Raw genomic sequence first — 13,720 nt, 5'->3', positions numbered from 1 at the left:
GAAATTGAGTCAATTCGACTGCATAATTTAGAGGTATTGAGCGTTTTAGCGCGAAATGTTACGTAATAGTTTATTTTTTCCTGTCAGGCCAATCCTATTAAAGATTAAACAACAAATTGAGGAGACTACTATGTCTAAGAGAAATATTGAGAATTTTCTTGATCCTAAATACTTAGAGGAAATCCTAGCTAGCTTTTCTAAGGCTACTGGGTTACACATTGAAGCAGTAAATAGGAAAGGGGAAACCCTCGCAATATTGGGTAATAAAAGCAGAAACCATTTTTGTCAGTTTATCCGCAGTCATAGTAAAGGGGAAAAGAAGTGTCTAGATTCTTATAAAGAAGCGACTTTAGAGGCAGCAAAATGGAATGAACCCTATTTCTTCCGTTGCCACGCCGGGCTCATCATCTGGGCTGTTCCAATTATCGTTGATAATGTATTTTTAGGGAGTATTATTTGTGGACAAGTCTTATTATGGAAACCCGATGAATTTTTTCTTCAACAGTTAAAGAAATCAAATCCTAAAAATATTGACTTTGATACTTTACTACAAAGAGTCAAAGACCTTCCCATTTCCTCTCCTGAGCAGTCTCAAGCTGCGGCTGATATGCTCTTTGTTGTCGTAAATCATCTGGTAAACAGAAACATTCACACGATGGAGGCGGAAAATGCCTATCACTTAGAACGCCTGCAAATAAAAGCTGATCTAGAAAACAGGAAGAAGAAGAACATTTCAGGCTTTACTGACTATGGAACCTATTTAAAGAATGAGAGGCGTTTTCTAAGTTATATACGGCTTGGTGATAAAACCAAGGCCCAAAGCACTTTGAAGAATTTATTAACCGACCTCTTAACAAAGACCGCGGGTGAAAAAGCGACTATCAAAATACGGATTCTTGAATTGGCTTCCCTATCATCAAGAGCAGCCGTCGAAGGGGGAGCTGATGCAGAACAAGTCATGGTGAAACTTCAGGATTTTAATAATGAAGTTGAAAGCATAGAACGCATAGAAGAATTTTTTTTCAAAGTCCATAAAGTCATAGCAGAATTCCTCGATGGAATTTTCAAACTTGCAGACAAGAAACATCTCAGTCTAGTTAATAACGCCCGAAATTTCATCATGGAAAATTACCATAAACCGCTAACCCTTAAAGCAACCGCCGATTATCTGTTTATTAGCCCGTCCCACCTATCTCGTTTATTCCGCTTAGAATTAGATTGTACCTTTAACGATTATCTAACTCGAGTCCGTGTTGAAAAAGCAGTAGAGCTGATGAAGAAACCGGAGTTCAGCGTTGAACAAGTTTCTAAGGCCATAGGCTTTAAAAGCCAAAGTTATTTCGCTGAAGTATTCCGAAAATATATTGGGGTAACTCCTTTGATTTATAAAAATAGCTTATTTTAGGAGCGATTTAAATTGATTTTTGACGATATTATTGACTCCATTGCAGAAGGTGAATCTGAAGATACCCTCGAATTAACCAAACAAGCATTGGCACAAGGCTATTCAGCTACTTCCATTCTTGAAAAAGGACTAATTACGGGTATAAACATCATCGCTGAAAAATACCGCACAGAAAAAGTGAACGTTCCGGAGGTCCTGATGGCCACCAATGCGATGCATGCCGGGCTATCTGTGATTGAACCAATCCTGACTGCACCTACCAAAAAGGGGCTCGGCAAGATAATCTTGGGTACTGTGGCAGGCGATTTACATGATATTGGCCTGGGCATTGTTAAAACCATGGCTATGACGACGGGTGCTAAAGTGATAGATCTGGGGGTTAATGTTTCTCCTAAGAAATTTGCCAGTGCCGTTCGCAAGGAAAAACCTAATATTTTAATGATCTCTGCCTTATTAACTACAACCATGCCTGTTATGAAAGATGTGATCGTTGAACTGGAAGCTCAAGGATTACGTAGTGGGCTTAAAGTAATTGTAGGGGGAGCACCGATCACAGATGCTTTTGCCAAGGAAATAGGAGCGGATTATACCTTTGAAGATGCTTTTGAGTTTCGCAATTTTCTAAAAGCAAATTTAAGCAAAATCTTAGCTTCCAAACATGTCGACCTATAAATCAAAAAGAACTACTCTCATATTGGGAGTAGTTCTTTGCTTCTCAACGACTTGATTTGGGGTGATCGTTATTTTTCTCGCTGTCCTCCTTTTAACATTTTCAAAGTAATGACTTGCCCAGCGTCAACATAGATAGACTCTGGTGCCTTGATTCCTTTCATTACTGAGGTGAGAAGGCTAATGTCACCCTCGATTTCTCCGACTTCCCAGTCAAAAAAATCGGCGATTTCTCGAACCTTCTGCCGGTATCCTTCAAGATCTTTGATTCCTGGTGTAATAATAAAGATTGCTTTCTTATAACTTCCATACAAGGTATTAATCAATTTACGTGCTTTCTTTTCTCCATATCTTGCTTCATATTCGAAGTATTCTGCCAAGGGAGTGCGGCCATAATCCAACCATCCCTGACTGAAATAATAAGTAAGGGAATTCTCCTTGAATAACTCCATATGTCTTGTCGTCGACCCTAACATTAAGCCAATACAATCGTGGGTCGCCGGAAATAAAAGTGGTACGCGAGGGGATAGCAAGCCAAGCATTGAATTAGAACATCGTCCGTAAGTCAAGATGATCAAATCATAGTCCTGGCTCTCATTAATTATCTCTTGTAGTTTAGTGTGTAACTTATCCGGTCGAGCGTGAAAGCTGTAATCTAGGAATTCACAATCCATCCCTTGGTTCAGTCCTTGGGCATGAATTTCATTCATAGTTGATTGACAACCAATCAGTTTAATCGCTTTATCCATTAGATTTTCCTTCCTCGCACTAGATGAATCTGAGTGTGGGAAAAACACCCAGGCCTCCACAACCTAGGTGTTCTTCAATTTCGTCATTAGGACGTTCTGACTTTTATGAAGTTATGGCTTAGCGTTACTTTCCTCCCAAAAGCTTCTCCTGCCCAAGTGCTTTGAAAATACTATAGCACATTGCTAGCATGATCAACATGAAGGGGAAGGCCGCTACAATAGAAACCGTTTGTAAGACCGCTAAAGCTGCAGTGCCACCGCCGACTAGGATCAGGATGATGGTGAAAGCACCCTGCATGATACCCCAGAAGCTACGCAATTTCTTGTCAGGGTCCATGTTGCCATTGGAAGTCAGCATGGCCAGGACATAAGTTGCGGAATTGGCAGCACCTACGAAAGAAGCAACGATGAGAAGAATTGCCAAGGGAGCTGTGATCGAATACAAAGGTAACTGTTGCAGTGTCGCGAAAAAGGCGGTAGTATAATCTGCATTAACAGCGGCCTGAATGGCCCCATTGGAGAGTTTATCCAAGTTGAAAGCGGCACCGCCGTAAATCGAGAGCCAAACCATAGAGAATCCTGAAGGTAGCAATGTTACTGCCAACACGAATTGGCGGATGGTACGACCCTTGGAGACACGGGCCACGAATTGTCCGACGAACGGAGCCCAAGCAATCCACCATGCCCAATAGAACACGGTCCAGCCATTCACCCAATCAATATTGCCCATCCACAGAGTCTGTCCGACAAAGTTTTGCAGGTAGGCTCCCAGAGTATCAGTGAAGTTGTTCAGGATTAACACTGTACCCCCGAACAAGAAGATAAATACCATGAAACCGATTGAAAGCCATACCTTAATATCGGCAGCAATCTGCATTGCCTTATGCAGACCGGAGATCGTGGCCAGAGTAAAGAGTAGAGTCATCGCCGCGATAACTATAGAAACTGTCACGGGCGTCGCCGGAATTCCCCAGATATAGTTCAGCCCTGTGGCTATCTGGTTGGAGCCGAGACCTAAACTGGTGGCCACGCCGAACACTGTGGCAAACACTGATAAGATGTCAATAGCTTTTCCGATAGGTCCGTAAATCCGGTCGCCAATCAGCGGATAGAAGGCTGAGCTGACTAGGAACGGCAAACCCTTACGGAATTGGAAGTAAGCTAGAGCCAAACCACAAATGGCGAAAATAACCCAAGGGTGGATGCCCCAGTGGAAAAACACGATACGCATAGCTGTACGCATAGCTTCAGGAGTAGCAGCTTCGCCCATCGGGGGGGACAGGTAATGCATCATTGGCTCGGCAACTGACCAGAACACCAGGCCGATACCCATACCTCCTCCAAACAACATCGAAAACCACTGGAAGTTGCTGAACTCAGGCTTGTCGTCGTCTTTTCCCAGCTTGATCAGACCAAAACGACTAAACGCAATCCCGTAAATGAAAACCGTGAAAAAGGCTACGGATAACAGGTATAGCCAGCCAAAATCAGTGGTCAAAAATGCGAAGGTCGCGCTAGCAACTTTACCCATTTCTTTGGGAAGGAACATGCCGAATAATACGAACAATACGATAATGACAGAAGAAATATACATAACCGAACGATTTGTGGTTGTCCCCTTACTATTTGTCATAAATAGCATTACTCCCCTTCCTATATTCAATACTTCTTCGAAATAATTGGGTCGTATTCTAATTCTGGTACGTGGAGAGTCACCAGTCTATAGAATCACTTGGGATACCTCTATCACAGTCAATAACGTATAAATACCAAGTAATACATTCTGACTATTAGAAAAGAATCCTAGGGACTTAAATGGATGTGATGTGCATTATTAAGGTCCCTAGGATTCAACTACATTAAGCAATCTTCCTCTATTGAATTAATGGTGATTCATTATTTAGCCAGCATACGATCGGCAAGTGCGACTGCCTCGTCTGCAGATTCTGCCCATCCATCGGCTCCGATTTCATTGGCATAGGCTTGGCTGGTAGGACCGCCGCCAATGAATACTTTGAACTGATCCCTAAGATTATGCTCTTTCAAATAATCAACAATCTGCTTTTGTGCACTCATCGTCGTTGTCAAGAGGGCACTTGCACCAATAATGTCCGCATCAACCTCTTGGGCCTTTAAGACAAAATCTTCGGCTTTAATATCAGTCCCGATATCATAAACTTTATAGCCTGCTGCCGTAAACATTGCTCCCGTAATATTCTTACCAATGTCATGAATATCACCTTCTACGGTTCCCAAGACTAGCTTACCTTTTGCCTCACCTTGACTCATACCCAATTTAGCAATCTCGGGTTCAAGCAGACCTAACCCTACTTTCATGGCCTCAGCGGACATCATTACATCCGGCAAAAAGACTTCTCCAGCTTTCCATAATTCTCCTACAACTTCAATTCCCTTGATCAAGCCTTGTTGTACAGCGTCAACTGGGTTAATTGATTCATCAATGACTTTTTGGGAAAGTTCGCCTACGATATCCTCATCCCCATCAATAATTGCTTGCTTTAATTCTAAAAAGATTTCATTCATTGCTTTATTTCCTCCCCATTTTTGATTCTTTTGAAAGTTATTGAGCGTTATTGAGCCTAGACGCTCTAAGATCGTTGAGCGATAAAATCTAATAATTTTTTATCAATGGCTTCGTCAAGTGCGGGTGGCACGTAATTAGCTAACACCTCTTGCCATTGTTTATGGGCCCTTTGGTTTGTATCCAGTTTTTCCTTGGACCAAGCATCAAAAGCTGAGCGATCACTTAATTGAGGGGAACGGAACTCTTTTTTATGATTCTTCCGTGTATGTTTTTGAGTAAGGAAGTGCCCGCCCGGTCCTACTTTAGCAATCGCATCGAAGGCTAAACCGTCCTCATCAAAGTTGAACCCCTTCATATAGTGCAAGAGCATCCCGGCCATTTCATCGTCCATCATAAACTTTTCATAAGAAATAGCCATATAATATTGTAAAATTCCAGCCGTATGAAGAACAAAGTTGATACCCGTTACGCTAGCTGCCATCAAGGTCATCATTGATTCATACCCCGCTTGGGCATCGACAATCTTGGCATCATTCAAAGCGCCGCCGGATCGACTGGGAACACCGTAGAAACGGGCAATTTGAGCACTGGCCGAAATGAACAAAGCAGTTTCTGGACTGCCAATCGAGAGGCTACCGCTACGCATATCACTGAGAGCCGAGGTTGAGCCGTACACGACCGGTGTTCCAGGATTAATACTTTGGGCTAGGGCTATGCCAGCTAAAACTTCAGCGTTTTGCAGGGCTAAAGTACCGACTAAGGCTGCCGGTCCAGTAGACCCAGCCATGACCAAAGAAGCGATAACAACAGCTTGTCCGGCTCTAGCGTAGGCCATCATAGCTCCCAACATTCTCTCGTCATATTTTAAGGGTGTTAACGAGTTGATTAGGGAAATAAGCACGGGTCTTTCCTTGATAACGTCTTTGCCACCAAAAAGCAGGGCAGCCATTTCGATGGAGTCCTCTGCGCGTTCCTGTCCTTCTGCACTGCCCATAAAACACTTATCCGAGTTTTTAATAGAACTATAAATCATTTTCATATGCCGAATTTCATCCGGGATATCTTGAGGCTCAGCTACCGTCCCACCTGTCATATGCAAATTTTTGCTGGCTCCGGCTAATTTAACAATATTATCGAAGTCCTGTATCGTGCTTTTACGACGAGTTCCGTCAGCTAATTGAACAAAGGGAGCCCCATAACCAGGCATATAGATTATATTTTCTCCGCCGCAAACCAGATTGTGTTCCGGATTCCGGGCATGCAGGGTAAATTCAGACGGTGCCAGCTTAACTTTGCCCTCAATAAATTCTCTCGTAAAATGCACTCGGTTTCCCTCTACCTTGAGTCCTTCCGCCCTGAAGACTTCTAAAGCTGGTGGATATTCAAAATCCATGCCGATTTCTTCAAGGATCTTGATGGATTCATTATGAATAATCTCTACCTGTTCCTGGGTCAAAACGTCATACTTAGGTAACATCAAATTACACCCCTTTAAAATTTATCTACGTTCCACTTTCTATAAGTGGGAGCTCAACGCTCGTAGGCTCATGTTTAGCATTAGCTGAACGGGTTCTAAAAAATCTTTAATAATGGATGCTCAGGTGATCCGAATTTTACACCCGTCAGCTTGTTATTATAAGCCATCATGGCATCCGTGGTAGCAACTGCCCTATATACCCAAGGAGCATTTACCATTGGACCATAGAGAATGAAGCTGGCACCTTGAGTTACTGGATACGTAAAGACGGCAGCCCCGGCCACTTCGAAAAATGGAGTTCCTTTGGAACGCATCTTCTTCCACAAATATACTGCGTTAGAAGGAGCACATCCGCCAGGATAACCAAATTCCTGATTGACTACATTGATAGCCTCACTCGTCCAGCTTGCGCTCGGTACATCCAAGACACCTGGATCAACCAAAAACTGCTCGATTCCTGCTCTCTTAGCAGCGTCAATTAAACCTTCCTTCTCTCCATCTCCTGTCAGAAGCTTAATTCTAGCTTTAGGTTTTAACGCTTTATTACTAAACGCTAAAATAACGGCGGTTTTAATCCCGCTTTCTTTGATAGCGGCTAACTCTTCCTCAGAATAATGCTCGTCAATCGAGTTATAGATAAGTCTTTTGCGCACTTCTGGATCGTTGCCAAGTTCTTTCAAAGCACCCATCCGTACGGCAGGACTGATACTGTCCAACAAAAAAGGAGCTTTAGAGTTTTTCATAACAAATTCAACATAACGGGTTAAAGCTTCTACCGATTCACCTAAAACATCGAGAATAAATGGATTACCCGTTTCAGCGCTAAGCTCGGCTTCTTGATCTAAGAGAGCTTTGGCAGCATCTTCATTGAAAATTCCCTTCATGCCATCCTGGACAATTTTGTGACCCCGATAAAAGATGCTACCGATCAGCACAGTTGGATATTGTCCTGGCTGTCCGCCTACTTTTACTCCGTTAATATCATAGACATGTTGTTCTGAAGTATAATTTAACATTATAAATTCCCCCATATTTTTATTGATTGAAACTTTCATCGTCGTCAAATGCAGCTTTCATATTTCAATCTAAAATTCCCTTTAACTAAATGTTTGATTCCCCAGAGAATACGAACTTTACATCATATATTAATGCGTTCCATGCATCTTGGAAGTTCACCCCCTATATATTGGTGACATGCGACAATTTCTTTGTTTGATCTTCCCTGTATCCATCATAACACCATAGCTCTCACGCATTATCACTACAGTTATGCTCGTTTTGCTACATTTGAAGCTGAAAATGAAAATTCGGATTATTCCTTTATTTGATATAATTTTCACATTTATATGTAAAAAAGACCCCATACTACATTAGTATGGGATCTTAAGAGAATTTGGACACTTTATGTGAATTCTCCCCTAAAAGCTTTTATAATCGACACAGTCATCGCAAACATGACAAACATAAACGGGAATGCTGCAGTGATGGAGGCCGTCTGCAGCGCACTCAGTCCCCCAGCTATCATTAAGGCAATAGCAACGGCACCCTCAATCAAACCCCAGGTAATCTTCAACCCAGCATTAGGGTTTAATTCCCCACCTGAAGTGAACATAGCTAAAACAAAGGTTGCAGAGTCCGCAGAAGTTATAAAAAAGATTGCTATGATTATAGTTGTCAGGACTGTTAGGACACCCGTAAGCGGGTAGTGCTGGAACATGGCAAAAATGGCTGTACTCATATCTTTAGTTACTTGAGTTGCAATTCCACCATGTTGTACAACATCAATGTACAGCGCGCTGTTACCTATGACTCCCAACCACATAAAACTCATCAACGCGGGCGCAATGACCACCCCTAAGATAAACTCTCTTACTGTCCGACCCTTTGAAATTCGGGCAATGAACGCGCCAACAAAAGGGCCCCAGGCAACCCACCATGCCCAGTAGAAAATGGTCCAACCTCCTACCCAACCAGGATTAGTTTCAAATGTATCTGCCCAAAAACTCATTTGAATGATATTTTGAACGTAAGACCCAAAAGTTTCGGTAAAGCCATTAAGAACAAACCGAGTCGGCCCAATGATTAACATAAAGGCCAGAATTATAAAAAGGAGCAGCATATTAGCGTTGCTTAGAAACTTAATGCCTCGTTCAATTCCAGTTACTGCAGATATTATAAATAATGCCGTAATGACTACGATGATAACGACAGAGGGCATGATTCCTGTAGGAAGGCCATAGGCATAATTTAATCCGGTGGCGATCTGCGTAGCCCCTAATCCCAGAGATGTAGCAACCCCAAATATCGTTGCAAATACAGCCAGGATGTCAACTAACTTTCCAATCCACCCCTTGATTCCTTTTTCCCCAATTATCGGGTAAAGAGAGGAACTAACTAAAGCAGGTAACCCTTTACGGAACTGAAAATACGCCATAGACAGCCCTACGATGCCAAACACACTCCAGGGATGAAAACCCCAGTGGAAAAAGGTATAGCGCATTGCGGTTTGGGCTGATTCTATTGTAGAAGGTTGCCCGAAGGGAGGTTTAGTATAGTGCGTCATCGGTTCAGCTACTCCCCAGAATAGCAATCCAATTCCCATACCAGCCGCAAAGAGCATGGCAAACCAACTCCAAGTACTGTATTCGGGCTTCTCACCGTCTTTGCCTAGGGTAATATTGCCGTATTTGCTTAAGGCAATAAACAAAGCAAAAAACAGAAAGAAAGTCACACCGATTAAGTAACTCCAGCCGAAATTGTTCGTAATGAATTTCTGCACTGCGTTAAACATGTCACCGGCTTCTTTAGGCATAAGCAGTGTAAAGATAACAAACAGCACCATAATTGCTGCGGAAATTGAGAAAATGGGACGATCTATCTTGCCAAATAAACTCTCTTTTTCACTCATTCTTCGTCCCCCTATAATTATTTCTTTCATCTTAACATGTTTATGTTATCCTAAATTGCCACTATAATGATTATTTTGCTACATTTAGACCATTTTTGAATATTCTAACTACTCTATGTGAAAATAACTTAATATTCACTATTTTATCCATCGTTGAGACTCTCCCCAACCGAAGACTCGATGTTCAACTTAAGTTGACCGAGTTCATCCTCATTGTGCCGCGCACCGATAGAGGTCTAATATATGCGAAGAACCAAGGCTAAGCCTCGGTTCTGTATTGTTTACCTGGTCCTTACTTATTCCTGCGGTACTGATACCGTCATAACTGCCACAGTCTTATCGCTACTATCCTTAAAGGGAATATAGACCTTCAGATATCCGCCGCTTAGAGTACTAGTAGTCGTTCCACTTTTCATAACCTCTCCAACCGTTGCTGGGGTGGCATAACCTTTTAGAACCCTTGCAGTGCCTTGTAAAACACTAGAAGAGATTCTTTCTTCACCCACGAAAATAGATACCCCCATAGTATCCGGGAACAAGGCTGCAACGTCATCCACTATTTTATGATTACCATTTTCAGTGTAGGAACCTTTACTTAAAGTGGTTCCGGTTACTTTCCAGTCCCCGGGATAGTTTTTACTAAGCAGGTCATTTATTTTGGTTTCCACATCAACCCGGCTCACTTTGCCCCCAGGTTGAACTGGGGTTTCAGCAGGATGCCCTTCCGGTGTTAGTGTCGCATTGTTGGGTTGGGGTGCGGGTGCTGGAGTTACAGGTTTTTTTGCACAACCAACAAAAGAAACCATTAATATCAGGATAGTTACAACCAGTAAAAGTTTCTTAACCATTGTTCCTCCTTATTTGTTGTAAATGAGCGGTTTAGAAAAATCAGACTGTATGCCACTCTGTGTTAATATTTATTTACCATTTTTCAGAAAGCCATTCATCCAATCGCGAGACTCCCTCGATATTCGAGCTTAGTTGAACGAGTTCACTCTTATGCTATTTGACCCTAGTATAAAAAGGCGTCTTTAAAGTTTTTTGATCCCCTAGAAGCTGCCCTTAAGAAAATTGCTTGGGTATCTTATCTCCCGGCCTGTAGAAAACCTTTATCGCGCTCCACGAGAACCCTCTCCGCCGCCTCCATAATATCGGCCAAAACAGCCCCTCCAGTGGCTAACCCACCCGCTCCCGGGCCGCTCCAGAAAAGCTCGCCAGCTAAAAGTGTCCGCAAAGAGAGGGCATTTTGCACCCCAGAGACTCGACTTAACAAATCGGTATCCGGTAACCATTCAACTCCAACTCTGATTTCTTGCTTTTGTGGTTTAGCACGGGCGATCAATTTGGGAATGCGTCCTTGTCCCTTCTCCAAAGCAATTTGCACTTTATCCAACTGTTCGATTCCAGCCATCGTCACATCTTTAAGCTGAATATCCAAATCGAAACACTCTCGACAGAGAATTACTAATTTACAGGCGGCATCTAAGCCACTAACATCCATTGAAGGATCAGCTTCGGCATACCCTGCTTTCTGAGCAAGACGGAGTGCAGTGGAATAATCTTCGCCTAAATCATGCATCCTGGTTAAAATAAAGTTCGTTGTGCCATTAAAAATCCCTTGGACTTCTTCCACTCGATCTCCACAAAGCCCCCGTTGAATTGTGCGTAAGATTGGGATTCCGCCTAAAACACTTCCTTCATAGAGCAGGCCAGTCCCATTTCGGCGGGCAAGAGCCTTGAGTTCTGGGCCGTGTAAAGCAAGCAACAACTTATTGGCAGTTACAACCTGTTTTCTTTGCTCCAAGGCTTGCTTAATATAGGCATAAGCTGGTTGTTCTCCGCCCATTACTTCTACCACGATATCAATTTCCGGATCCTCCAAAATATCTCGGGCATTCGTTGTAAATTCAGGTAAACCAACGACTCTTTTCTTTTTAGGATCTTGAACCAAGGCCCTTTGAATTTTTAGTGGAGCGCCAAGTCGACGGCAAATATTATTAATCTGCAAATTAATTCCTTGGACAAGACCCTGACCTACTATTCCAAACCCCAGTAACCCCACTCGTACATCCTCTTTATCATTTCTCAACATTCTATCCCCTTTTCTTCTGAGTGTTGTCTGAGGATAATAAAAAACTCTTCTTTTCAAAGAAGAGTTTGCAGATAGCCTTCAGCTCAACTCATCTTTCAGGAAAATCCTGCAGGAATTAGCACCACTGCCTCAAAGGCCGGTTGCTGGGTTTCATCGGGCCAGTCCCTCCACCACTCTTAATGAGAACTTTATATTTAATTATCTTCATATGATATAACATTAAAAGAACATCTGTCAATAAATTTAGATTTAATCAACTGCAAACTGACTGCAATCAACTATTTAGAACTTTGATTCCGTCCTCTTTTTCCAGAAGATTCCTACCTGAAAAATGTATGTTCTAATTTTGTCTAACCATACTAAATCCATGAGAACACTTAAGCGCTTCTTAATTTACGGAATCATTGGTCTTGTCCTTGAGGTCATATATACGGGTTTGGCCTCCCTCTTCAGAGGGGATTTAAGCATGCAAGGGTTTACCTTTTTAGTGATGATGCCCATTTATGGGCTGGCAGTCTTTCTCGAACCCGTGCATACCCACATACGGCCTTTACCTTGGTGGAGCCGCGGGCTAATATATTTAGCCACGATCTGGGTGATAGAATATTCTAGTGGGGTTATTTTGGCAGGAGTCTTAGGTGATTGTCCCTGGCACTATAGTGACATATTAAACGTCAATGGATACATTACCCTTCGTATGGCCCCCGAATGGTTCCTTGCTGGATTGGGATTTGAAGTCCTTCATGATTATTTAGACAAGTTGCCTTTCGAAATCTAAGGGGGCTGCTCTGACTTCGCTTTGAAGTCCATAAAAGAGAGGATTGTAGCATTCCACAATCCTCTCTCGTTTCTGAAATTTCGTGCGAAATATTCTTTGCAGGATTTTGCCTATTGTCCTAGACCCTTCCTCCCAGAAACTTTCCTTTTCTCTAAGTAGTTTCAACGGTTAAAGTGAGAATTCCTTTAATGAATAGTATTTTTTTACAATTCTATTCTGCCAACTCAGCAAATTTTTCATCAACGCCAAGACCATTTTTATGGCCCGTATCTCTATGGCAATTGTTGCACCCTACACCGTTTTTAATAAGCTTGGCATGGTTTTTAGGCATAAGCGGTGCATTTGTTTCAGATTTAAAATTACCTGTATGACAGTTGATGCAATTAGTATCATAATAAACCGCCCTAAAGGTAAAGTAGTCACCTTTAATATGCAGACTTAAATCTTTTATACCACGAACCGTTGTATCTAGTCTATGGAACGGTCCTCTGGTCTTATGACAGTGCATGCAATCGATATTCTTATGAGGTGATTCTTGCCAAGATGCATGGTATGGCTCAACTTCGTGGCATTTCTTACACGATGAAGGATCCATATACCAAGCATAGGTAAACCTAAAAGCGATATATACTACTAAGAAAAACCTCGGCTGCGCCTCGGTCCTTTTATTCATCTAGGACATCTGTAATTTTATACTCATTCCCATGAAGACCCTTATAATACTCCGGATACATGGTGCCACCACATTTCTCACAACTAAACTGTGGAGGTACCATGGAATCCCCATCATCCATCGCATCCATTGTTCTAACGACGTCTAAGGGTATCTCCTCATTTTCACGACACTCCAAACATATATAACTGATCACACCCTGCTTTTCCTCTATCCTCCTGAAGTTTGAGCTTTGGTCTCTTTTCTTCTTCTTTTTGGGGTTTCGCGACTTCGATACCGGTGAAATTGTAAATCATCCTTTCCATGTAGCTTTTTGCTGTATCATCACTGGCATATTTGATCTCCAATTGGCCGTCTTTCAGACACACTTCTCCCCTGTATTCATAGCAATTCTCACAATGTGGACATATCATCGGGTCTTTAC

General features: G+C 42.3%; 14 protein-coding genes and 1 riboswitch. Of the genes, 3 read left to right on the top strand and 11 right to left on the bottom strand.

Features of this window, described 5'->3' with window-relative positions:
• The first annotated feature begins 130 nt into the window (after positions 1 to 130).
• Both JL57_RS09150 and JL57_RS09145 read left to right on the top strand, forming a co-directional pair.
• Positions 131 to 1,405 (top strand): PocR ligand-binding domain-containing protein, encoded by a 1,275-nt coding sequence (locus JL57_RS09150; RefSeq protein WP_034141743.1) that lies wholly within the window; start codon positions 131 to 133, stop codon positions 1,403 to 1,405.
• A gap of 12 nt (positions 1,406 to 1,417) precedes the next feature.
• Positions 1,418 to 2,077: a corrinoid protein gene (locus JL57_RS09145; RefSeq protein WP_034141742.1), complete on the top strand. Its 660-nt coding sequence runs from the start codon at positions 1,418 to 1,420 to the stop codon at positions 2,075 to 2,077.
• Positions 2,078 to 2,145: 68 nt separating this feature from the next.
• Here the strand turns inward: JL57_RS09145 and JL57_RS09140 are convergent, their stop codons facing one another.
• The 8 genes from JL57_RS09140 to JL57_RS09105 form a co-directional block, all read right to left on the bottom strand.
• Complete coding sequence (locus tag JL57_RS09140) at positions 2,146 to 2,823, bottom strand: DUF1638 domain-containing protein (RefSeq protein ID WP_034141741.1); 678 nt, start codon at positions 2,821 to 2,823, stop codon at positions 2,146 to 2,148.
• A gap of 124 nt (positions 2,824 to 2,947) precedes the next feature.
• Positions 2,948 to 4,456 carry a BCCT family transporter gene (locus JL57_RS09135; protein ID WP_034141769.1) on the bottom strand — a complete coding sequence of 503 codons (1,509 nt, stop codon included), beginning with the start codon at positions 4,454 to 4,456 and terminating at the stop codon, positions 2,948 to 2,950.
• Positions 4,457 to 4,719: 263 nt separating this feature from the next.
• Positions 4,720 to 5,367, bottom strand: a complete 648-nt coding sequence (locus JL57_RS09130) for a B12-binding domain-containing protein (protein WP_034141740.1) — start codon at positions 5,365 to 5,367, stop codon at positions 4,720 to 4,722.
• Between the two features lie 65 nt (positions 5,368 to 5,432).
• Positions 5,433 to 6,845, bottom strand: coding sequence for a glycine betaine--corrinoid protein methyltransferase (gene mtgB, locus JL57_RS09125; protein WP_034141739.1), 1,413 nt, complete (start codon positions 6,843 to 6,845; stop codon positions 5,433 to 5,435).
• A gap of 95 nt (positions 6,846 to 6,940) precedes the next feature.
• A complete protein-coding gene (locus JL57_RS09120) occupies positions 6,941 to 7,861 on the bottom strand; it encodes a tetrahydromethanopterin S-methyltransferase subunit H (RefSeq protein ID WP_034141738.1) in 921 nt (306 codons plus the stop codon).
• A 386-nt stretch (positions 7,862 to 8,247) separates the two neighbouring features.
• On the bottom strand, positions 8,248 to 9,753 hold the full coding sequence (locus tag JL57_RS09115; RefSeq protein ID WP_034141737.1) for a BCCT family transporter: 1,506 nt from the start codon (positions 9,751 to 9,753) through the stop codon (positions 8,248 to 8,250).
• 296 nt (positions 9,754 to 10,049) lie between these two features.
• On the bottom strand, positions 10,050 to 10,601 hold the full coding sequence (locus tag JL57_RS09110; protein ID WP_034141736.1) for a cache domain-containing protein: 552 nt from the start codon (positions 10,599 to 10,601) through the stop codon (positions 10,050 to 10,052).
• Between the two features lie 236 nt (positions 10,602 to 10,837).
• Positions 10,838 to 11,845, bottom strand: coding sequence for a homoserine dehydrogenase (locus tag JL57_RS09105; RefSeq protein WP_034141735.1), 1,008 nt, complete (start codon positions 11,843 to 11,845; stop codon positions 10,838 to 10,840).
• An 85-nt stretch (positions 11,846 to 11,930) separates the two neighbouring features.
• Positions 11,931 to 12,031, bottom strand: a riboswitch (SAM riboswitch).
• A gap of 145 nt (positions 12,032 to 12,176) precedes the next feature.
• Here JL57_RS09105 and JL57_RS09100 point away from each other — a divergent pair.
• Positions 12,177 to 12,623, top strand: coding sequence for a putative ABC transporter permease (locus JL57_RS09100; RefSeq protein WP_366557004.1), 447 nt, complete (start codon positions 12,177 to 12,179; stop codon positions 12,621 to 12,623).
• A gap of 211 nt (positions 12,624 to 12,834) precedes the next feature.
• On the opposite strand, the gene JL57_RS09095 is transcribed toward JL57_RS09100, so the two are convergent.
• From JL57_RS09095 to JL57_RS09085, 3 genes are all read right to left on the bottom strand, one after another.
• Positions 12,835 to 13,296, bottom strand: coding sequence for a NapC/NirT family cytochrome c (locus JL57_RS09095; RefSeq protein ID WP_034141734.1), 462 nt, complete (start codon positions 13,294 to 13,296; stop codon positions 12,835 to 12,837).
• Entirely contained in the window at positions 13,289 to 13,492 is a 204-nt protein-coding gene (locus tag JL57_RS09090) for a hypothetical protein (RefSeq protein ID WP_291299888.1), read from the bottom strand. Before JL57_RS09090 ends, JL57_RS09095 begins: the two co-directional genes overlap by 8 nt.
• Positions 13,461 to 13,720, bottom strand: a 260-nt coding sequence (locus JL57_RS09085; protein WP_034141733.1) for a hypothetical protein, incomplete at its 5' end; no start/stop codon positions are given. The genes JL57_RS09085 and JL57_RS09090, both read right to left, overlap by 32 nt.

Source organism: Desulfosporosinus sp. BICA1-9 (genome assembly GCF_000802135.1).
This window is presented reverse-complemented; position numbering and strand designations above follow the sequence as displayed.